The 19,201-nt window shown below is 75.2% G+C and carries 14 protein-coding genes; 4 read left to right on the top strand and 10 right to left on the bottom strand.

Annotation, left to right across the window (positions count from 1 at the left end; all coding sequences use genetic code 11):
* Positions 1 to 11: 11 nt before the first annotated feature.
* The 4 genes from BUE45_RS15870 to BUE45_RS15855 all read right to left on the bottom strand — a co-directional run bounded on the left by BUE45_RS15870 (position 12) and on the right by BUE45_RS15855 (position 4,645).
* Positions 12 to 1,556: an AMP-binding protein gene (locus BUE45_RS15870; RefSeq protein ID WP_178378553.1), complete on the bottom strand. Its 1,545-nt coding sequence runs from the start codon at positions 1,554 to 1,556 to the stop codon at positions 12 to 14.
* Between the two features lie 646 nt (positions 1,557 to 2,202).
* Entirely contained in the window at positions 2,203 to 2,508 is a 306-nt protein-coding gene (locus BUE45_RS15865; RefSeq protein ID WP_178378552.1) for a YrhK family protein, read from the bottom strand.
* Positions 2,509 to 2,577: 69 nt separating this feature from the next.
* Entirely contained in the window at positions 2,578 to 3,828 is a 1,251-nt protein-coding gene (locus BUE45_RS15860; RefSeq protein WP_084737371.1) for an FAD-dependent oxidoreductase, read from the bottom strand.
* Between the two features lie 244 nt (positions 3,829 to 4,072).
* Positions 4,073 to 4,645, bottom strand: coding sequence for a hypothetical protein (locus tag BUE45_RS15855; protein WP_073380112.1), 573 nt, complete (start codon positions 4,643 to 4,645; stop codon positions 4,073 to 4,075).
* A 431-nt stretch (positions 4,646 to 5,076) separates the two neighbouring features.
* Here BUE45_RS15855 and BUE45_RS15850 point away from each other — a divergent pair, with 431 nt between their 5' ends.
* Both BUE45_RS15850 and BUE45_RS15845 read left to right on the top strand, forming a co-directional pair.
* Positions 5,077 to 6,384: a pyroglutamyl peptidase gene (locus BUE45_RS15850; RefSeq protein WP_073380111.1), complete on the top strand. Its 1,308-nt coding sequence runs from the start codon at positions 5,077 to 5,079 to the stop codon at positions 6,382 to 6,384.
* Positions 6,385 to 6,736: 352 nt separating this feature from the next.
* The gene (locus BUE45_RS15845) at positions 6,737 to 7,975 is read left to right on the top strand and encodes a metal-dependent hydrolase family protein (protein WP_073380110.1); all 1,239 of its coding nucleotides are present in this window, start codon (positions 6,737 to 6,739) and stop codon (positions 7,973 to 7,975) included.
* A gap of 418 nt (positions 7,976 to 8,393) precedes the next feature.
* Here BUE45_RS15845 and BUE45_RS15840 read toward each other — a convergent pair whose 3' ends face one another.
* The 6 genes from BUE45_RS15840 to BUE45_RS15815 form a co-directional block, all read right to left on the bottom strand.
* Complete coding sequence (locus BUE45_RS15840) at positions 8,394 to 8,792, bottom strand: helix-turn-helix transcriptional regulator (RefSeq protein ID WP_084737393.1); 399 nt, start codon at positions 8,790 to 8,792, stop codon at positions 8,394 to 8,396.
* A 92-nt stretch (positions 8,793 to 8,884) separates the two neighbouring features.
* On the bottom strand, positions 8,885 to 9,295 hold the full coding sequence (locus tag BUE45_RS15835) for a VOC family protein (protein ID WP_073380108.1): 411 nt from the start codon (positions 9,293 to 9,295) through the stop codon (positions 8,885 to 8,887).
* A gap of 161 nt (positions 9,296 to 9,456) precedes the next feature.
* Entirely contained in the window at positions 9,457 to 11,109 is a 1,653-nt protein-coding gene (locus tag BUE45_RS15830; protein WP_073380107.1) for a choice-of-anchor I family protein, read from the bottom strand.
* A 94-nt stretch (positions 11,110 to 11,203) separates the two neighbouring features.
* Complete coding sequence (locus BUE45_RS15825; RefSeq protein ID WP_073380106.1) at positions 11,204 to 13,969, bottom strand: DEAD/DEAH box helicase family protein; 2,766 nt, start codon at positions 13,967 to 13,969, stop codon at positions 11,204 to 11,206.
* A 280-nt stretch (positions 13,970 to 14,249) separates the two neighbouring features.
* A complete protein-coding gene (locus BUE45_RS15820; RefSeq protein ID WP_073380105.1) occupies positions 14,250 to 14,669 on the bottom strand; it encodes a hypothetical protein in 420 nt (139 codons plus the stop codon).
* 489 nt (positions 14,670 to 15,158) lie between these two features.
* On the bottom strand, positions 15,159 to 16,025 hold the full coding sequence (locus BUE45_RS15815; protein ID WP_073380104.1) for a hypothetical protein: 867 nt from the start codon (positions 16,023 to 16,025) through the stop codon (positions 15,159 to 15,161).
* Between the two features lie 216 nt (positions 16,026 to 16,241).
* Between BUE45_RS15815 and BUE45_RS15810 the strand changes: the two genes are divergently transcribed.
* Together BUE45_RS15810 and BUE45_RS15805 are read left to right on the top strand one after the other, a co-directional pair.
* Positions 16,242 to 17,600 carry a cation:proton antiporter gene (locus tag BUE45_RS15810; RefSeq protein ID WP_084737368.1) on the top strand — a complete coding sequence of 453 codons (1,359 nt, stop codon included), beginning with the start codon at positions 16,242 to 16,244 and terminating at the stop codon, positions 17,598 to 17,600.
* On the top strand, positions 17,590 to 18,936 hold the full coding sequence (locus BUE45_RS15805) for an NAD(P)/FAD-dependent oxidoreductase (RefSeq protein ID WP_073380102.1): 1,347 nt from the start codon (positions 17,590 to 17,592) through the stop codon (positions 18,934 to 18,936). Before BUE45_RS15810 ends, BUE45_RS15805 begins: the two co-directional genes overlap by 11 nt.
* The last annotated feature ends 265 nt before the right edge of the window (positions 18,937 to 19,201 follow it).

The following is a 19,201-nucleotide window of genomic DNA, read 5'->3' as shown; positions in this document are numbered from 1 at the left end:
CGCCGTACTTCTCAGGTGCGGGGGGACGCGGCGGTTTCGGCCGCCCGGCCCCGCAGCGCTTCCCTGTCGGGTTTTCCGCGGGGGGTGAGGGGCAGGCTCGCGAGGAGGTCGATGCGGGCCGGCTCGTGGACGGAGCCGAGGGTGTCGCGCACGGCGGCCGCGAGCCCGGCCGTGAACTCCGCGGTCCGCCCCGCCGGGATCTCGGAGGAGGGGACGACCGCCGCGTAGACGCTCTCCCCCGTGTCGGGGTCGGGCACCCCCACGACGGCGGCCTGGGCGACGCCGGGGTGGGCGGAGAGCACCTGCTCCACCTGTTGCGGATAGACGTTGTAGGCGTCCACGATGATGATGTCCTTGATGCGGCCGACGAGGTAGAGGTAGCCCTCGTCGTCGATACGTCCCAGGTCCCCGGTGCGGAACCAGCCCTCCCGGAGCACCTGGGCGGTCAGGTCGGGGCGGTGCCGGTAACCGGCCATGATCGTGGCCGAGCGCACGCACACCTCCCCGATCTCCCCCGCCGGCAGTTCGCCGCCCTCGGCGTCGCGCACGGCGATCTCGACACCCGGTAGCGGACGGCCCACGGAGTTCAGCAGGTAGCGTCCTGCCCGGATGTGGTCGGACCGGCTGAGGAAACTGATGAACCCGGCCTCCTGCATGCCGTAGTTGTGCATCAGGACAGGGCCGAGCCCGGCCACCGCGTCCGCCGTCCGGGACGGGGAGGAGACGGCGCCTCCGTAGGCGACCAGTCGAAGATCCGGCAGCCGCGTGTTCCGCAGGCCGGGCTCGTGGACGAGCGCGTGCACCATGGAGGGCGATCCGAAGAAGTGGGTGATGCGCTCCCGCCCGAGGATCCGTACCGCCTCGTCGGCGCGGAAGTCGTCCATCAGGACGGCGGTGCCGCCGCCGGCCAGGGTCCACTGCACGATCTCCCCGCCCAGGTCCGAAAGGGGGATGGCGACGAGGAAGCGCCAGGGGCCGGGTCCGTACATATGAAGCGCGTTATCGAAGAATCCGGACGAAGAGGCGAAGGTATGCGTGATCCCCTTCGGCTCTCCCGTGCTTCCGCTGGTGAAGGTCACCATGGAGACGTCGTCGCCCCGGTCGGCGCAATCGAGTGGCGCGTCCGGCCGCCCGTCCGCCAGCGCCAGCAGGTTCTCGCCGAAGTCGGAGGCACCGACGGAGAACGCCCGTGATATCCCGGACCGGGAGCACAGGAGTGCGGCTTCGTCGCTCTGGTCCGGATCGAACAGGAAAAGCGTCGGGCGCCCCTCCACCAGGAACTTCAGTTTCTCTCCGGTGGCGAAGAAAGGCCGGAGTCCGACGTAGCAGGCGCCGAGCGCCTGCACCGCGAGGCGGACGGCCACCGACTCGATGCTGTTCCCGTGCAGGTAGGCGACCGAGGACCCCCGCCCCAGCCCCTGGTCGGCCAGCGCTCCGGCCAGCGCCGAGCAACGCCGGAGCACCTGTTCCCCCGAAACGCGGTGGCCGTCGAGGACCACCGCTTCCTTGGTACCGATGGACTCCAGACCACGGACGATCCGGGAGACATAACCCACTGGCGACATGGCAGGCCAATCGTTTCCTTCGCGATCCCCGAAAAGGCGATCCCGAGCAGGTTTCCTGGAATTCCAGAATTCCAGGACATGGCGGGCGACCACTCTGCGCACCGAAGATAACACCGGGGTCCGGGTGTCGGCGCCAGCAACGCGCACCGGATCGGCCGGAGTTGACTCCCCGGACCACCCGTCCGGGAAAGGTCGGTCATGGTACGGGAAAACTCCTCCTCCGGCCTTATTTATGTAAATCCGCAAGGCCGCGCGGGCGATTTGCTGCGAACCGGCGCGGGAGATTCGCGTCGTCCTCGTTCTCACCCCGCGCGGAGCCGGTATCGACGGGCCACGCGGGTACCGCCGCCCCCGGGGGCGGTGTCCGGCCGCGCTCCCCCGCCGTCCCGGAGGGGGTGGCGGAGGAGGGGGCGAAGGGGGTCACCCGGCGGACGCGGGCCCCGGAGGGGCTCCCGGCCGCCCGCGCCGCCCTCGTCGGCGCGCAGGTGTGGAAGGGGCGGGGCGCCGACGGACGGCGCCCCGCCGCCGGGCACTCTTCGGTAGGGGTCCGGCGCGGGCGCGAGGGCTCGCGGTCGGCGGCCGGGCCGGGACGCCCCGGCGGTGTCCCGTTCCGGCCGCGGACCCCGGCCGGCCGGGGTCAGAAGTCCATGGAGGACTCCTGCGCGGCCGTCGCGGAGCCGCCGGCCGAGCGGATGCGCCGCACGTGGACCAGCCGCGTGAGCCGGATGAGCGGCCGGACCAGCAGTTCGACGCTGCCGGCCAGGAAGCACCACGTGCCCGCGGTCGTCCAGGCCGACGAGAAGAACATGATGCTGCCCGCGATGAACCACAGCGCGATGAGCGTGTCGTTCGCGATGCTCAGCGCCTCGTAGCGGCGCCGGACGACCAGCTCCTCCCGGCCCACGCGCACGACCAGGGATCGTCCCGGTTCGGACACCGGCATGGTCGGCTCCCTTCGTTTCGCGCCCCGTCGCTCCGGGTGCGCTGGTGGCACTTCCCCCGCGGGCCCCGCTCAGGCCCCGGCCAGGTCGGCCAGGACCGCCGCGGCGGCCCGCTCGCCGCTGACCAGCGCCCCCTGGAGCGAGGGCGTGTCCCGGTGGTCGCCGGCCACGTAGAGGCCGTCGCCCAGGGCGACCGGTCTGCGCAGGTCGCCCAGCGGCGGCGGGGCCGCGGGCAGGGCGTCCGGGATGTGGACCGTCTCCAGGTGCTCCCAGTCCCCGGAGCGGGTGCCCAGGATCCGCGCGGCCTCGGCGCCCGCGTCGGCCGCGGAGGGCCGCCGGTCGCCGACGGCGGAGGAGGCGATCAGCGCGCGGCCGGGCGGGGCGTAGGACGGCGCGGTGGCGGTGAGCACCATGACGCTGGAGAGCGGGCCCGGCGAGGAGCGCCCGTCCACGTGCAGGAGCGCGTCGTCGCCGGGTGCGGCGGGACGCGAGTGGTAGTAGGTGGTGGCCGGATTGAGCACCGGCGCGGGCAGCGCCGGCAGCAGCCGGTGGACGGCGCCCGGTCCGACAGCGACGACGACGGCGCGGCACCGCACGGTTCCGGCCTCCGTGCGCACCTCCCCGGGGGCCACGCTCCGCACGGGGACGCCGGTCAGGATCCGGGCGCCCGCCGCGCGTGCGGCCAGCTGGTCCGGGACGGCCTGGATCCCCGCCCCGGGGACGGTCAGCCGCCCCCGCGCGAAGCTGCGCCAGACGAGGTCGTCGGCCCGGCTGGACGTCCCCAGGGAGGGGTCGAGGAAGACACCGCTCAGGAAGGGCCGGACCAGGGTGTCCACCGCCCTTCTGCCCAAGCCGCGCCGGCGCAGCGCGGTGAGGGTGTCCGTCTCGGGGCGCGCCTTGAGCCGGGAGGCGGGTTCGAGCGCGTTCCCGGCCGCGATGCCGAGCAGGCGGAAGAGGTCCGAGGGCCGCACCAGGGTCCCGGAGAGCAGGGAGAGGGCCGAGAGCGCCCCGGCCGGCGACGCCCGGAGCCGGAGCAGGCCGCGGTCGGTGCGCACGGCCATGCCCTTGGGGAAGGCCCGCAGCCGCAGGGCGTCGAGGTCCAGGCGGCGGCGGACGGCCGGATAGGCGGTGTTGAGGACCTGGAAGCCGCGGTCGAGCACGTAGCCGTCGCGGACGGTGCTGCGGACGCGCCCTCCCACGCTCTCCTCCGCCTCCACCAGGGTCACGTCCAGGCCCGCGGCGGCGAGGTCGGCGGCGGCGACCAGGCCGGCCGCCCCCGCTCCCACCACGACGGCGTCACAGCTCTTCGGCAGGTCGGTCACCCCGCCAGAGTAGGCCCGTGACCTGGCCTGACGCCGGACGCCGACCGGCGAGCCGCGAGGTCGGCACCCTCGGCGGCGGGCCCGGGGAAGCGGATGAGCGGTTCCCGGCCGGAGCCGCACCGAGCCGTACCGCCCGGCCTCCGGACGCCGACGCGGGCGGGCGGGGGCCTTTCGGCCCGATCCGAAGACGACGGGGAGGGCGCCGACGCGGGCGGGGCCGCCCGGTCCGGGCGGCCCCGTGCCGTCAGGCGGGGGTGATCTCGGAGACCGTGGACGCGCCCAGGTCCGGGTTCGCGCAGACGCGGTCCCGGCCGTCCGTGGGCACGTACTCGGCGCCCTCGTCGTTCTGGAAGAACAGGTGGGCCCCGGCGACCTCGGTGGGCTCGCACTCCTCGGGGTCGAAGACCTCCGGGTTGGGGCGGGACACCGTCAGCGTGGCCGCGTCGCCCGGGTACAGGGCGAAAACGCTGCCGCCCTCCCCCTCGATCGCGGCCTCGGCCCCGATGGGGTTCCCCTCGGAGTCCCCCCAGTACATGTTCGCGAGGGAGGGGTACATGGTGCACGCCACATCGTCCTGCGGGTCGAGCGGCGGCTGCTTGACCAGCTCGAACTCGATGTGGACCGTCCCGGCGGCCCCCTCGCGCGCGGTCTCGGCCACCTCGAAGTCCACCGCCGTGCAGTCGCGGACGCTCATCGCCCCCGCACCGGAGCCGGCGTCCTCGGCGACCGCGGGTCCGGACGCGAGCAGCAGCGCGGGAAGCGTCACCGCTCCCAGGGCCGCGACCCGCACCGTCCCCGCTCGAAATGCACTCGTCATGGCGAGTATCCCCCTCATCCCGTGTTCCTTGGTCGGACCCCGGCCGCCGGGCGGAGCGCGGGCACCGGCGCGGCGGCTTCGGTCTTCCTGTGTGTTGCTCCCCCACAACCGATTTAAACAACGTTTACCGATATCCGCCGCACAACGGCGGCGACACCGCGGGAGGGCCGCGGGGTCGCGTGAACGGTGTGTCCGGCTTTCACCGGTGGGACATGGGGGACGGCAGCCCGGTTTGCCCTCGTGTGTCACGGGAAGAGTGCGGACCGTGGCCGTCATCGGCGGCCCACGCGGCGTCACCGGACCCCGCCCACCGCCCCATCGCCGGAACCGCCGCGCCCACCCGCGCGCGGCGCTCCGCCGGAGGCGGGGCACCCGCGGGGCCGACCGGCCGCCTCACCCGTTTTCCTCCGTGCGGAGAAAGGAACACTTCCTTGAATCGACCAGCCCCCAGAGCCGGAGCGGGCGCGCACGCCCCGCGCAAGACCCCCCGGGCCGCGGCGGCGGCCATCCTGCTGCTGCCCGTCCTCCTCGCCCCGGCGAACCCCGCCCAGGCCGAGCCCGCCGGGGGCGGCGGCTGCCTGGGGCAGGACGGCGCCACCGTCGAAGAGGCGCGCGTCACCGGGGAGGTCCCCCGGGAGATCCTCGACCGGTCCGGGTTCGCCGCGTCCGTGGACCGCTTCACCCGCGACCTGTGCGGCGCCGGAGACGCCGACCGGGCCGCCGCCGTCGTCGAGCGCCACGGGAGCGCGCTCTGGCGGGCGGCGGTGGACCGGGTCCGCGGAGAGGGTGCGGCGGAGGGCGGCCTGAGCGCCGGGGACGACCGGCCGCTCTACTGGGCGCGGCTCGGCATGGCGTCGGCGCTGCACCGGTGGGAGCCGGACTTCGCGCTGGACGGGGAGGAGCGCGCCGCGCTCGTGGCCGACCTGGACCGCCGCTCGCGCGGGCACCACGACGCGGACTTCTCCGACGCCGAGGAGGGCGCGCTCCGTATCGTCGTGACCGGTTTCGACCCGTTCGGCCTGGACGCGGACATCCGCCAGGCCAACCCCTCCGGGGCGGCGGCGCTCGCCCTGGACGGGGCGGTGATCGAGACGGCCGACGGCGTCGCGGTGGTGGAGGCGATGCTCTTCCCCGTGCGCTGGCGCGACTTCGGCGACGGGATGGTGGAGGAGGCGCTGGTGCCGCACTACACGGGTGAGCGGCCCGCCGACGCGGTCATCACCGTCAGCCAGGGCAGGCCGGAACGGTTCGACCTGGAGGCGCACAACGGGGCGTGGCGCGGCGGCGCTCCGGACAACGAGGGGGTCGGCGAGGAGGAGACGGTCCCCGTTCCCGAGGGCGTGCCCACGGTCACCCCGCAGCCGCAGTGGTCCGACTCCTCGATGGACCATGCCGCGATCGTCGGGGAGACCGACGGGGCGCCGTTCCCGGTGTTCGACAACACCGCCGTCACGGAGATCCCCGAGGGCGGGACCGAGGAGGTCGTGCGGCCCGACGGTCCCACCCCGGGGTCGCAGGCGCGGGCGGGCGGCGGGGGCGACTACCTGTCCAACGAGATCGCCTACCGCAACACCCTGCTGCGGGACGCCACCGGACGGGACGTCCCCGCCGGCCACATCCACACGCCGGTGCTGTCCCTGGGCCAGGACGGGGAGGTCACGGACCCGGCGTTCGAGGAGGAGCGGGCCGCGATCGTCGGCCAGGTGGAGGAGATCGTCGCGGCCGCGGTCCGGCCCTGACGCGAGCGGCCGCCGGGCCCGCGCCCGGCGGCCGTACCCCCGGGCGGAGGATCGGCGCGAGAACGGCCGGCGGCCCCCGCGCCAGCCGTACCGGCAGAGCGGAAACGGCCACCGGACGGCACCCCCGGCCCCCGGACAGGCCCCACCCGGACCGGAGAAGCAGCGCGAGAACGGCCGGCGGCCACCGGACGGCGTTTCACGCCCCCCGCGGGCCGCGCCCCGGCCCCTTGGAGCACCCCTGCCCGCCGCCCGGACGGGGCGGTGCGAGAACGTGGGACACCGCCGCCCGTGTGACCCCCGTCGCACGCGGGCGCGCGTACCCCTCGGACGCGACGGGAGCGCAGGGAGAGACATGTCCACACCAGCCACCGTCATCATCTCCGGAGCCCGCGTCTTCGACGGCGAGGCCTTCCTCCCCCGGGCGGACGTCGCATTCGCCGGGGACACCGTGCTGGAGGTCGGCCACGACCTGGCCGCCGGGCACCCGGGCGCGCGCACGGTCGACGCCTCCGGGAAGACCCTCGTCCCCGGCTTCATCGACCTCCACGTGCACATGACGATGCAGAACGCGGGGTCGCTCAACACCTTCACCGAGCCGTTCTCGCTCCAGTTCTACAACTCGGCGGCGTACCTGCGGCGCACCCTCGAAGCGGGGGTGACGACGGTGCGCGACGCGGGCGGCACCGACCTGGGCGCCAAGGTGGCCGTCGAGACCGGGGTCGTCCCGGGGCCGCGGCTGCGGATCGCGGTCGCGATCATGAGCCAGACGGGCGGGCACGGCGACATGCGGCTGGCGTCCGGGGTGACCAGCCCGATGCTGGCCCCGCACCCCGGGCGCCCCTCCGGGGTCGCCGACGGCGTCGAGGAGGTGCGCAAGACCGTGCGCACGACCCTGAGCGCGGGCGCCGACCAGATCAAGATCTGCTCCACCGGGGGCGTGCTCTCCCCCGCCGACGACCCGCGGCACTCCCAGTTCACGGCGGACGAGATCCGCGTGATCGTCGAGGAGGCCGAGGCCCAGGGCGCCTACGTCATGGCGCACGCCCAGGGCGGCGAGGGGATCAAGCGGGCGCTGCGGGCCGGGGTGCGCTCGATCGAGCACGGGATCTACCTGGACGAGGAGGCGATCGGGCTGTTCCTGGACCGGGACGCCTACCTCGTGCCCACCCTGGCCGCGCCGAGAGCGGTCATCGAGCGGGCCCAGGAGCCGGGTTCGGGGCTCCCCGCGGCCGTGGTCGACAAGGCCCGCCGGGTGGTGGACACGCACCAGGAGTCGGTGGCCGAGGCGATCGCCGCCGGGGTGAAGGTCGCCATGGGCACCGACTCGGGAGTGGGCCCCCACGGATCCAACCTCGCGGAGCTGGCGCTGCTGGCCGACCTGGGGATGGGCCTGGAAGACGTGCTGCGGGCGAGCACGTCGGTGGCCGGCGAGCTGATCCGCGGGGTGCGGGTCGGCCGGCTCGCACCGGGCCACGCCGCCGACGCGGTCGTGCTCGACGGCGAGCTGACGGACGCGGCAGGACTGGCCGCGCTGCCGTCGACGGTGCGCCAGGTGTGGCAGGGCGGGACCGAGGTGTTCACCCGGGACTGACCGCGCCCGGCGAGCGCCCGCCGGCCCCCGGGAGGCGGCGGGCGCTCCGGGGCGGGCCCGGGGCGCCGCACCCGCCGTGCGGCGGGGTCGCCTCCCCTGGAGCGGTGGGACTTTCCCGCGCCCGTGTTCGTGCGGGTCGTCGCGGTGGTCGGCTGGAGCCGGGTGGCCGCCGCGCGCCGGTGGGCCGTCGACCGGGGCGCAAGGGTCGCCGCATGCGGCGGCGCGCCGCCCCGGAGGGCGCCGCCGACGCGTATCCACCAGGGCAGGGGCGGAGAAGCCACACCACGCGGTGGGACGCCGGCGGCGGCTCGGGCGGGAGGCGGCTCGGGCGGCCGTTCCGGGTCTCCGCGCCCGCCGGCGGCGGTGGGCACCGCGGCCCGCCGGGGCGCCCTCCCCCGGCGGCGACGGGCACCGGGCCTCAGCCGGCCGGCGGACCGGCGGGCGCCGTCCGGCGGCGGACCGGCCGTGTGACCTGCTTGGCCACGCACTGCGGCAGGCCCCGCGCGTCATCTGCGGCGGCACCGCGGTAGGCGCTGGGAGGCATCCCGAACAGCTCGGCGAACCGGGTGCTGAAGGTGCCCAGGGAAGAACAGCCGACGGTGAAGCAGACCTCGGTGACGCTGAGGTCGCCGCGGCGCAGCAGCGCCGCGGCCCGCTCGATGCGGCGCGTCATCAGGTACGAGTACGGGGACTCTCCGTAGGCCTGCCGGAAGCAGCGGCCGAGGTGCCCCGCCGACATGTGCACGCCGCGGGCGAGCGCCTCGACGTTCAGTGGAAGGGCGTACTCCCGGTCGATCCGGTCGCGGACCCTGCGCATCAGCGCGAGGTCCTCCAAGCGCCGGGCCTCGGCGCGGGCGTCCGCCCAGGAGGGTCGGCACACGGGGGTCTCCTCTCCGCCGGCCGTCCGGCTCAGGCGATCTCCTGGACGCGCACCAGGTTGCCCGCGGGGTCGCGGAAGGCGCAGTCGCGGATGCCGTACGGCTGCTCGGTCGGCTCCTGGACGACCTCGGCGTCCCGGGCCTGCACCGCGTCGAAGACGCCGTCGAGGTCCCGGGTGGCCAGCAGGATCCAGCCGTAGGTCCCCTTGGCCATCATCCCGGCGATGGTGCGGCGCTCCTCCTCCCCGATCCCCGGGTCGGCCGCCGGAGGCGCCAGGAGGATCGACGTGTCGGGCTGCCCGGCGGGGCCGACGGTGATCCAGCGCATCCTGCCCTGTCCGACGTCGCTGCGGACCTCGAAGCCGAGCACGTCGCGGTAGAAGGCCAGCGACGCGTCGGGGTCGTCGTGCGGGAGGAAGCTGGTGTGAATCGTCAGGTCCATGGCGTTCACGATAGGCCGCGGGCGCCCGGCGCGCTTCTCGATTCCCGACCGGTCCGGGGCGTGTCCCGCGGGCCGGGCCGCGCCCGGCCCCGCACCCCCGCCGACCTGGGACGGCAGGGTGCCGCGCCGGGTGCGGACCGGTCGGCCCGCACCCGGCGCGGTCAGAGGTCGACGCGGAACAGGGTGGTGGTGCCGGAGACCTCGTTGGCGACGACGAGGACCGGCGTGCCCGGCACCGGGGAGTCCTCGGCCGCGATGAACGTCAGGCCCTCCGGGCCCAGGTCGAGGGCCCCGGGGGTGCCCGGCTCCGACGAGAAGTCGCGGTGGTTCACGTAGTCGACGAACGCGGCGTCCTCGGGGTCGGTGACGTCGTAGACCATGACCCCGCCGACCCGCTCCAGGCCGATGAAGGCGTAGACGCGGCCGTCGACCTCGCCCAGGGTGACGCCCTCCGGCTCGGGGCCCTTGTCGTCGCTGCGGTTCTCGAAGCCGTTCTCGGTGTGATTGGAGTTGAAGAACTCCGGGTTCTCCTCGGCGATGACGCGCTCGAACTCGGAGCCGGAGTCGAAGACCAGGTCGCCGTCGGCGGTGAAGATCGAGAAGGAGCGCCCGCCGAAGGAGTACAGCTCGTCGTGGCAGCCGTCGCCGGTGAGGCCGGTGGCCGAGGAGACCGTCAGGCGCCCGAGGTTCTCGTCGCGCTGGAGGTCGGCGGCGGTGAGGCCGTGGGTGTCCAGGTAGGGTCGCAGCCGCGGGGAGTCCTCGCAGAGTTCCAGGTCCTTGACCCGGGCGTCCTCCGAGTAGCCGTCCCAGTCCCGGACGTCGCCCTCGTTGGCGGTGACCAGCAGGGTGCGGCCCCGGTGGCGGTAGGTGTCGAAGCCGTCGGGCTGGTACATCCCGTACACCGGGACGTTGCGCAGGTCGATGCCCCCGTCGCGGTCGGAGGGGTCCAGCTCGTTGCCCGGCTCCAGGTGGTCCTTGACCCCGAACGGGACGATGTCGGTGACCTCGGCGGTGCGCAGGTCCAGGACGGCGAACGCGTTGGCCTCCTGGAGGACCACGTGGGCGCTGTGGGCCGTGTCGGCGACGATGTACTCGGGCTCCAGGTTGCGGGCGACCCGCCCCGGGGTGCCCGGCTCGCCGGTGGACAGGTCCGGGCCGAAGACCCGGACGCCCCCGGGCAGCTCGCGGTCGCCGTCCCAGGCGCGGAAGTCGGCGGTGCGCACGTCCCGCTGGGTGAGCGCGGCGGGCCGGCGGTTCACCTTGATGACGCTGACGGAGCCCTCGGGGTCGACCGTGTGGTCGTCGTCGGGCTCGCCCTCGTTGGCGACCAGGAGGAGGCGCCCGTCCGGGGTGAAGGTCGCCATGTCGGGCAGGGAGCCCACGCGCACCGCGTTGAGGGCGTTGCCGCGGGTGTCGAAGAAGACCACCCAGCCCGGGTCGGTGCGGTCGGCGGCCTCCACGGCGACGGCGACCGTGTCGCCGTGGACCGCGACGGAGTTGGCGACCGCGCCCGCCTCGACGACCGACCCGTCGGCCGCCGGGGTGCCGGGGACGACCAGGTCGAAGAGCTTGGCCGGGGCGGCGGGGTCGGAGACGTCGAGGACCTCGACGGCGGCGGCCTGGGCGTTGACCACGAACAGGCGCTGGTGGCGCGGGTCGTGGGCGACGATCTCGGCCGCCGCCTGGTCGAAGGCGCCGGTGGAGTAGGTGCCGAGCGGGGCGAGGGCGGGGCCGTCGGCGCGTTCGTCGGCGTGGGCCGCCGCACCGGTGAGGGCGACGGCCAGGGCCGCCGCCACCGCCGTGGTCTTGCGCATGGTGGTTCCTTCCGGGGGACGGGCGCGGACGCGCCCCGCGGAAGCCAACCAGGCGCGCCCGAACCGCCGGTGTCGCCCGGGTGAAGCACCGGGGTCAGGACCAGGTGAGACGGCGCGCGGTGGAGGTGTCCTCCAGGGGGTGGGCCCCGTAGTGGGCGGCCAGCAGGGCGGGACCGGTGCCGGTGGCGGTGGGGACCGGTTCGGTCGGGGCGATCCAGCGGCCCCAGGCCCGGGTGAACGCCCTGAGGCGGGCCCGGCCGCGGCCGAACAGGGACGGGACCACGTGGTACACGACGGGGTTCTCGGGGGGCGCCCCGGCGAGGAGTGCGCAGGCGTTCTCGTCCGTGACCGCGGGCGGCAGCGGCCGGGGCACGAGGTGGGAGGGCTCGCCGACGACGGGGCCGACCAGTTCCTCCAGGGCGGCGGCGAAGTCGTCGGCGGCGTCGGGGAGCGTGAACCGGTAGACGCCGTCGGTGTCGACGTGGACCCGCACCCCGCGGGCCCCGGTCTCGGAGCGCCCGATCCCGCGCAGGGCGTCGGCGACCGCGCAGGCGTGGCGCAGGACGTCGTCCGGCGCGTCCGCCCCGGCGAGGACGGACCGGGCGTGGCGCAGGCGGGCGGCGCCGCGGACGCGGACCGCGACCGGCACCAGGGCCGCGGCGGCCACGGCGGCGGGCAGGGTCCACGGGGACAGGAGCGCCGCGGCGGCGAGGAGGACGGCGAGGACCGCCGCGACGACGGCGGCGGCCGGGATCCGGCGCGGCGGCGGCCCGTGGCCGGACACGCCCCGCGGGGCGGGCAGCAGCCGGGGCGGGTGGGGCAGGGCGAGGTCCTCTCCCCGGGGCCCGGCGGTGTGCGGGCGGCGGACCCGCAGGGTGGGCAGCAGGGAGTCCTCGTAGGGTTCGCCGACGCGCCAGCGCCCGCGGGTGAGGTCGCGGCGCCCGACGCGGGCGAGCATGCGCCGGTTGAGGCCGTCGGGGTCGTCGGGCGGCGCGTACGGGGAGAGGGAGGGGTCGATGTGGGCGACGCCGCTCATCACCTCGCCGTCGGCGTCCGCCCCCAGGTAGCCCTGGTGCTTGCGGACGAACCGGTCCCAGTCGGCGTCCCCGCGCGGGTGGTCCCCGGAGACGCACACGACCGTCCAGGTATGCGCGGTCTTGTCCGGCCAGGCCGGGTCCAGGCGCAGCGCCCGGCCGCGGCTCTGCACGACGGCGGTGGGGGTGGTGGCGGTGGTGAGGTCGACGACGGTGTTCACGCCGCGCGCGTCCCAGCCCTCGCCCAGCAGGGCGCGGGTGCCGACCAGCGCGCGCGATCCGCCGGCCTCGAAGAACCGGGTGACCGCGGCCACCCGGACGCGCGGCGACCACGGGCCCTCGATGTCGCACAGCCCGTCCGGGCGGTCGACGGCGGCGAGGTCGGTCCCGGGGAGCTCGGCGCGGACGTGCTCCAGGAAGAGCACGGCGGTGCCCGGCGCCATGGCCACGGTGCGGCCGGTGAGCAGCACCGGGTCGAGGGGGCCGGTGCGGGGGTCCCCGGCCAGGGTGGCGAGCTGGAGGCGGGCCGACCCGGCGTCGGCGTCGAGGATGCCGCGCAGGGCGGCGGGCGGCCGGGAGGAGGCGCGCTCGTGGTCGCACAGGACGAGGGCGCGCAGCCGCTCCCCCAGGGCCGTGTGCTCGGCGGCGAGGATCTCCGCGGTGGCGTGTGCCTTGGAGTCGCTGCGGGCCAGCACCCGGTCGACCGGGGAGACGCCGCGCCGGACGCCGTTGCGGGTGAGGTGGTGCCCGATGGCGGGCAGGGCGGCGCGCAGGCGCTCGCGGGCCTCGCGGTCGCGCTCGGAGCCGGTGTCCGGGGGCAGGCAGCGCTTGGCGTAGTCGTCGACGAGGGCGATCCAGTCGGCCGCGGTGGGCGGGCGGCGGTGCTCCTCGGAGGGGCGGGCCCCCTCGGGGAGGGCGCACAGGCCGGCGTGGTGCAGGCGCAGCACGGCGTCGGAGAGGGCGGGCTCGGCCGCGGCGACCCGCGACCAGGGCAGGCGGCCGCCCTCGGCGGTGTCCCGGTGGACGAACCGGGCGTCGATCCAGGGCAGCAGGTCGGTGGTGGCGAAGCCCGGGGTGAGGAGTTCGCCGCACATCCGGGAGAAGCGCTCGCCCTGGTCCTTGAGGTAGGCGAGTTCGGTGGGCGTGGGCTCGGTGAGGTAGGCCAGCTCGGCGAACGGGGCGAGGTACCCGTCGCGGACCAGGGCGGGGATGGAGGCCCCGGTGACGGGTGCGCCGAAGAGGCGGTCCACCAGGGCGCGCTCGGCGGCGGTGAGGTCGGTGGCCGGGGTTCCGGTCAGCCCGACGACGCGGGCGTCGGGGAGGTCGTCGAGGACCTCGGCGAGCAGGCGCCCCCATACCTGGAGCAGGTGGTGGCACTCGTCGAGCAGGACGGTGAGGGGGCCGGCGTCGTGCAGGGCCCCGACGAGGGCGCGGCCGTTGGGGTGCAGCCGGTCGCGGACCGGGCCGCGGCCGCCGCCCTCCTCGTCGGTCTCGGCGTCGGGGTCGAACACCGCCAGGGTCTGGTACGTGAGGACGGTCGTGTGGTGGGAGAGGTCGCGGTCGGTCCCGGCGGTGCGGTCGTCGCCCTCCGGGCGCAGGGAGTCCCAGGCGCGGATCCACTGGCCCTGGATGGCGGTGTTGGGCACGAGGACGACGGTGCGGCGGCCGAGCCGGCGGGCGGCCTCCAGGCCGACGAGGGTCTTGCCCGCGCCGGGCGGCAGGACGATCCAGGTGCGCCGGTGCCCGGCGTCCCAGCGTGCGGCGACCTCCTCCAGCGCCTCGCGCTGGTAGGGACGGAGGGTGGGCGGATCCGCGGCGGTGGGCACACGCCCACGGTAGCGGGAGGGGCCGGAACGGCGGTGGGGCGGGGAGGGCGCCCGCCGGGGCGCGGATGGGGAAGCCCGGCACGGGGGAGGCGGCCGGTCACACGCCCCTCGGGCCCGTGCGCGGCACCGCGCCGCGAAAGCGGGGCCCGTCCCGGGGACGGCACGGCGGTGGGGCGAAAGGCAGGGGCCGGACGGGGCTCGGCACGCGCGGCGCCGCGCAGCAGAAGCGGGGACCCGTCCCGGGGTCGGCGCGGCGGTGGGGCGCGGGTCAGCGCGCGGGTCAGCGCCCGGCGGAGCGCCGGATGCGGTGCCAGGCGGTGAACCAGCGGCTGCGCTCGGCCGCGTCCTCACCCGCGCACGCGGTGACGAAGGCCATCAGGAACACGTACCCGGGCAGCCGGTCCCCTTCGAGGACCTGGCGGAAGGTGGTGTGCTTGACGGCGCCGCCGCACAGGTACTCCAGCTCCCGGTAGGACCAGTCGCCCGCCCACACCAGGTAGCGGCGCATGGTCAGCAGGAACTCGGCCGCGGTGCGGGCGTGCACCGGGTTGGGACGGTGCTCGTAGCCGTCGATGTCCCGCACGGGGCGGGACCGCTCGACGGGGGCGGCGACCGGGGTGGAGAGGAGGCGGTCCAGCCACACGGTGCCGTCCAGAGCGCGGTTCGGGCCGGTCGGTTCAAGGACGCCCGTGGGGGTCACACCGTCTCCTTTTCTCGTTGCGAGGGGGATCGTCAATCGCTTCTTCCAGGCACTGGGCATGTGAAGGTGCACAAGTGAACAGGGGGTACGGAGAGAACACCGAAGCCGCGTGAGGACGTTGTGGAGTAACCCCGACTGTTCGGTTACCAGGAAATCTACCGGATGAACACGACAGGCGAAAGCGCCTGTGGCGCGGGCATCCCGGCGTCCTGCGCCACACGGTGGTGTGACGCGCGGGAGCCGCCCCGGGGTTCCGAGAATTTTCCTCGACAAATCAGTCGAATGTCATCTGATTGCACAGAGAAAACGTCACCGGCGACCAATGAACATGACGCACTTCTCACCTGGTGGCACCGCTCTCCACCCCCCGGGGCCCCACGGGAAGATATCCCAATACCCAAATTAGGACAGTCCGAAAATGGGGCACCGGAGAGGCCGCACGGCACCCGGGCGGCGGCCCGACCCCGACTCCGCCTGGCGCACGATCTCCTAGTGCACAAGGTTCTCCGGCGCCCAGGACACGACCGTCGCGTCGTCGCGGACCTTGCCGCGGGGGTACCCGCTCCCCCGGGGGTCGGCGTCCTCCAGGGCGCGCACCCGGTCGATCAGTGCCCCCGGCCCTTTGTCCGAAACCAGGGAGAGGGCCTGTCCCCAATTCAGGTCGCCGAAGACCTCCACCGCGCGGGTCGCGCCGTCGGTCATGAGCGCGAACCGGTCGAGGCGGACCGTCCCGGTGAGCGCCTCCTCGGCGGCCCGCGGGTCGGAGCCCGCCGTCCAGAAGCCGCCCGGAACACCGCGCAGCGCTTCCAGAGCCCCCGCCGGCGCACCGCGGCGGAGCAGGTCGGCCCGCAGGGCGTCCAGCCGGGTGTCGGCCACCACGCCGACGCCGTCCGCGGCCCGCAGGGCACAGCCCCGCGGGTCCGCCGCGTCCGGCAGGGGTCCGGGGTCGGCGACCAGCAGCACCGAGTCCGACAGCACCAGGTACTCCAGCCGCCCGGCCCCGCCGTCCGCGCCGGAGGGCGCTCCCCGTCCCGGGCCGGGGGTCGCGCGGACCGCGACGACCGTGGCGGACGGGGTGCGCCGGTCGGCGAGGTCGCAGGTGTCCGCGTGCAGGGCCGCGGCCCCCGCGATCGCCTCGGCCAGCGCCGCGCGCGGGGGCCGCCCCGCGTCCAGGCCCGCCAGCAGCAGGCCGCCCAGCCACCGGACGTGCCGGGCGACCCCGTGGGAGCAGCCGCCGCCCCCGTCGGGCGGTCCCGTCACCCCGTCCAGCAGCACCGCGCAGTGTGCGGACACCGCGGCGAAGTCCTCGTTGGGGCGGTCGGCCCGGCCGGGCGCGGTGGCGATCAGGAACGGCACCGGGACCCCCTCCGGCGCCCCGGCCGCGACCGGGCGGGCCGACCACCCCCGGAGACCGCCCGGAACGCACCTCTGACCTGCACGGAAGCCACCGAACCTCCCCAAAACGGGCGCCCGTCCCTAATCTGATCGCCGATACGCCCGCGGTGCCCGGCGACCGCACCTCCCCGCTCCGGCCGTGTCATCGGCTCTCTTCGGGAAGGTGTCGCATCCAACATGAGTGTGCCCCAGGAAGCGCTGACGGTGCTCCACGCACTGGCGCTCGGCATCGTCGCTTTCACCATCGCCCGCGGCTGCGGCCGCCTCGTCTCCTTACTGCGTCAACCCGCGGTCATCGGCGAGGTGGCCGCCGGCCTCCTCCTGGCCCCCCTGCTGCTCCAGGTGCTGGGCGGTGACGCCTTCGCCCGCGTGGTGCCGGACGACGCCCTCGACCGGCTGCACGTCCTGGCCCAGGTCGGGCTGGCTCTGTTCCTGGTCGGCCTGGTGCACGAACTGCGCTCGGCCGGGACCGGCCAGGGGGCGCGGTCGGCCGGCTGGGTCGTGGCCGGCGCGCTGGTCCCCCCGGCGGCCACCGGCCTGCTCGTCCTGGCCTGGCTGTCCGCCTCCCCTGGGGGCGGTGCCCGCGGCGACGCCTCCACGGCCGCCCTGGCCCTCTACCTGGTCGTGGCCTTCAGCATCACCGCGGTCCCGGTCCTGGCCCGCATCCTGACCGACCGCGGGGAGGCGGCCACCCCCGAGGGGAGGCTGTCGATGACCGCGGCGATCATCGTGGACGCCGTCGGCTGGACCCTCCTGGCCGTGGCGCTGGTCCTGCACGGCGCCGACACGGTCGGGTTCGGGGCCGCCGCGGCCGTCCTCGTGCTCGGCCCGGTCGCGGCCTCCGTCCTGCGGCGCCTGCTGTCGGCGGACGCCGTCTCCGGGCTGTGCCGCCGCTCCCCCCGGACCGCCGCGGTCCTGGTGGCCGCAGCGGCGGCGGCCGCAGGCATGGGCGCCGAGCACGGGGGGCTGACCCTCCCGCTGGGGGCGGCGCTCGTCGCCCTGGCGATCCCGGCGGGGCCGTGGCTGCGGCCGGTCGCCGCGGTCGGGCGCGCGGGGCTCGTCGGGGTGCCGCTGTTCTTCGTGGTCTCCGGGATCACCCTGGCCGAGGCGGCGACCGGCACCACGGCCTGGGACCTCGTCGTCGTGGCCACCCTGGCCGCGGTCGCGGGGAAGGTCGGCGGCGGCTACCTGGGCGCGCGCCTGGGCGGGCGCACCCCGGTCTCCTCCCTGCGGGTGGGGATCCTGCTCAACACCCGCGGCCTGACCGAGCTCATCGTCCTCAACATCGGGTTCACGGCCGGGATCATCACGGCCCCCGTCTTCGCGGCGCTGACGGTGATGGCGGTCGTGACGACCGTCCTCACCGGCCCGCTGCTGGACGCCCTGGACCGCCACGTCCGCCGCCGCGGGGAGCCGCCGCCCGCCGCCGCGGACCGCCCCGTCCCCGCCGGCGCACCGCCGGCCCCGGCCCGCGGAACCGGACCGCTCCGGACCGCTGGAGCTTCAACGACACCGAAGGATACGGATGAACACTGATTTCGACGCGATCGTCATCGGGGGCGGGCCGGCCGGATCGACGGCCGCGGCCTACCTCGCCATGGGCGGGATGTCGGTGGCCCTCATCGAGGGCGCCGTGTTCCCGCGCCCGCACGTGGGGGAGTCCCTGGTGCCCGCGACCACCCCGGTGCTCCACGAGACCGGAGCCCTGGAGGAGGTGGACGCCGCCGGGTTCCCCCGCAAGTACGGGGCCTCCTGGACCACGGCGGAGACACGCGACCTCCCGCCGAGCGAGTTCTCCGAGCTCAGCCACGCGTGGACGGCGGACGTGCAGTTCGTCGAGCGCGACCAGGTCGGGGTGGAGCGCGACTACACGTACCACGTCGACCGCGGGCGGTTCGACCTGATCCTCATGAAGAACGCCGAGGCGCGGGGCGCCAAGGTGTTCTCCGGGGTCAGGGTGCTGCGCGTGGACCTGGACGACCCGGAGCTGGTCACCGTCACCGCACGGCTGGGGAGGTCGGAGGTCGACCTCACCTGCCGCGTGGTCGTGGACGCCTCGGGCCGCCAGGGCGTGCTGGGCCGGCAGCTCAAGATGAAGGTCTTCGACCCGGTGTTCGACCAGTACGCCGTGCACACGTGGTTCGAGGGGCTCGACCGCGAGTCGCTGACCAGCTCCCCCGAGCGGGCGGACCACATCTTCGTGCACTTCCTGCCCATCAAGGACACGTGGGTGTGGCAGATCCCCATCACCGAGACCGTCACCAGCATCGGGGTGGTGACGCAGAAGGCCCGCTTCCGGGAGGCGGGGGCGGAACGCGAGGACTTCTTCTGGGACTTCGTCTCCAGCCACCCGAAGCTGGAGGCCGCCCTGCGCAAGGCGGAGCGCGTCCGGCCGTTCACCGCGGAGGCCGACTACAGCTACGCCATGGAGAGGATCTGCGGCGACAGGTACGTCCTCATCGGCGACGCGGCCCGTTTCGTCGACCCGATCTTCTCCAGCGGCGTGAGCGTGGCCCTCAACAGCGCGCGCCTGGCGTGCCGGGACATCCTGGCCGCGCACAAGGCCGGTGGCGGGTTCCCCGCGGCGGCCTTCCAGGCGTACGAGGACACCCTGCGCCGCGCCGTCTCCTACTGGTACGAGTTCATCAGCATCTACTACCGCCTCAACGTGCTCTTCACGGTGTTCGTGCAGGACCCGCGGTACCGGACCGACGTCCTGAAGATGCTCCAGGGCGACGTCTACGACGGTGAGGAGCCGCGGGTGCTCCAGGCGATGCGGGACGTCCTGGCCGTGGTGGAGAACGACCCGTCCCACCCGTGGCACCCGTTCCTGGGGACGCTGCGGGCCCCGGCGATGGCCCCCAGGTTCTGACCCGGGAAGGAGAGGGGGCCGTGGCCCTCGCGAGAGGACCACGGCCCCGACCTTCGGGCGCCGATCATCAGCAGCCGAAGTTCACGTCCGCGGCGTCGTAGCTGTCGCCGGAGGCCTCGGACTCGATGAGGATCTCTTCGAAAGCGTCCATTCTCCCTCCTTCCTTTCTCGGTTCGACTCCTCCCGGGAACCCGGGGGAGCGCGGGTGGGCAGGGCGCGCTTGGAGATTCCGGCGCGGGTCCGGGGCTGTCCCCGGAACCGGCGC

It is taken from the genome of Nocardiopsis flavescens, assembly GCF_900141985.1.
Lineage (GTDB): Bacteria > Actinomycetota > Actinomycetes > Streptosporangiales > Streptosporangiaceae > Nocardiopsis > Nocardiopsis flavescens.
Note: the sequence above shows the minus strand (reverse complement) of the source record. Positions and strands in the feature narration are given on the sequence as shown.

What these genes read in the sequence shown, in the direction of transcription:
- BUE45_RS15865 (WP_178378552.1), bottom strand. Translation starts at nt 2,508, where the DNA reads ATGCCGGTGTCCGAACCGGGACGATCCCTGGTCGTGCGCGTGGGCCGG.
- BUE45_RS15855 (WP_073380112.1), bottom strand. Translation starts at nt 4,645, where the DNA reads ATGACGAGTGCATTTCGAGCGGGGACGGTGCGGGTCGCGGCCCTGGGA.
- BUE45_RS15845 (WP_073380110.1), top strand. Translation starts at nt 6,737, where the DNA reads ATGTCCACACCAGCCACCGTCATCATCTCCGGAGCCCGCGTCTTCGAC.
- BUE45_RS15840 (WP_084737393.1), bottom strand. Translation starts at nt 8,792, where the DNA reads ATGCGCAGGGTCCGCGACCGGATCGACCGGGAGTACGCCCTTCCACTG.
- BUE45_RS15835 (WP_073380108.1), bottom strand. Translation starts at nt 9,295, where the DNA reads ATGGACCTGACGATTCACACCAGCTTCCTCCCGCACGACGACCCCGAC.
- BUE45_RS15830 (WP_073380107.1), bottom strand. Translation starts at nt 11,109, where the DNA reads ATGCGCAAGACCACGGCGGTGGCGGCGGCCCTGGCCGTCGCCCTCACC.
- BUE45_RS15810 (WP_084737368.1), top strand. Translation starts at nt 16,242, where the DNA reads ATGAGTGTGCCCCAGGAAGCGCTGACGGTGCTCCACGCACTGGCGCTC.
- BUE45_RS15805 (WP_073380102.1), top strand. Translation starts at nt 17,590, where the DNA reads ATGAACACTGATTTCGACGCGATCGTCATCGGGGGCGGGCCGGCCGGA.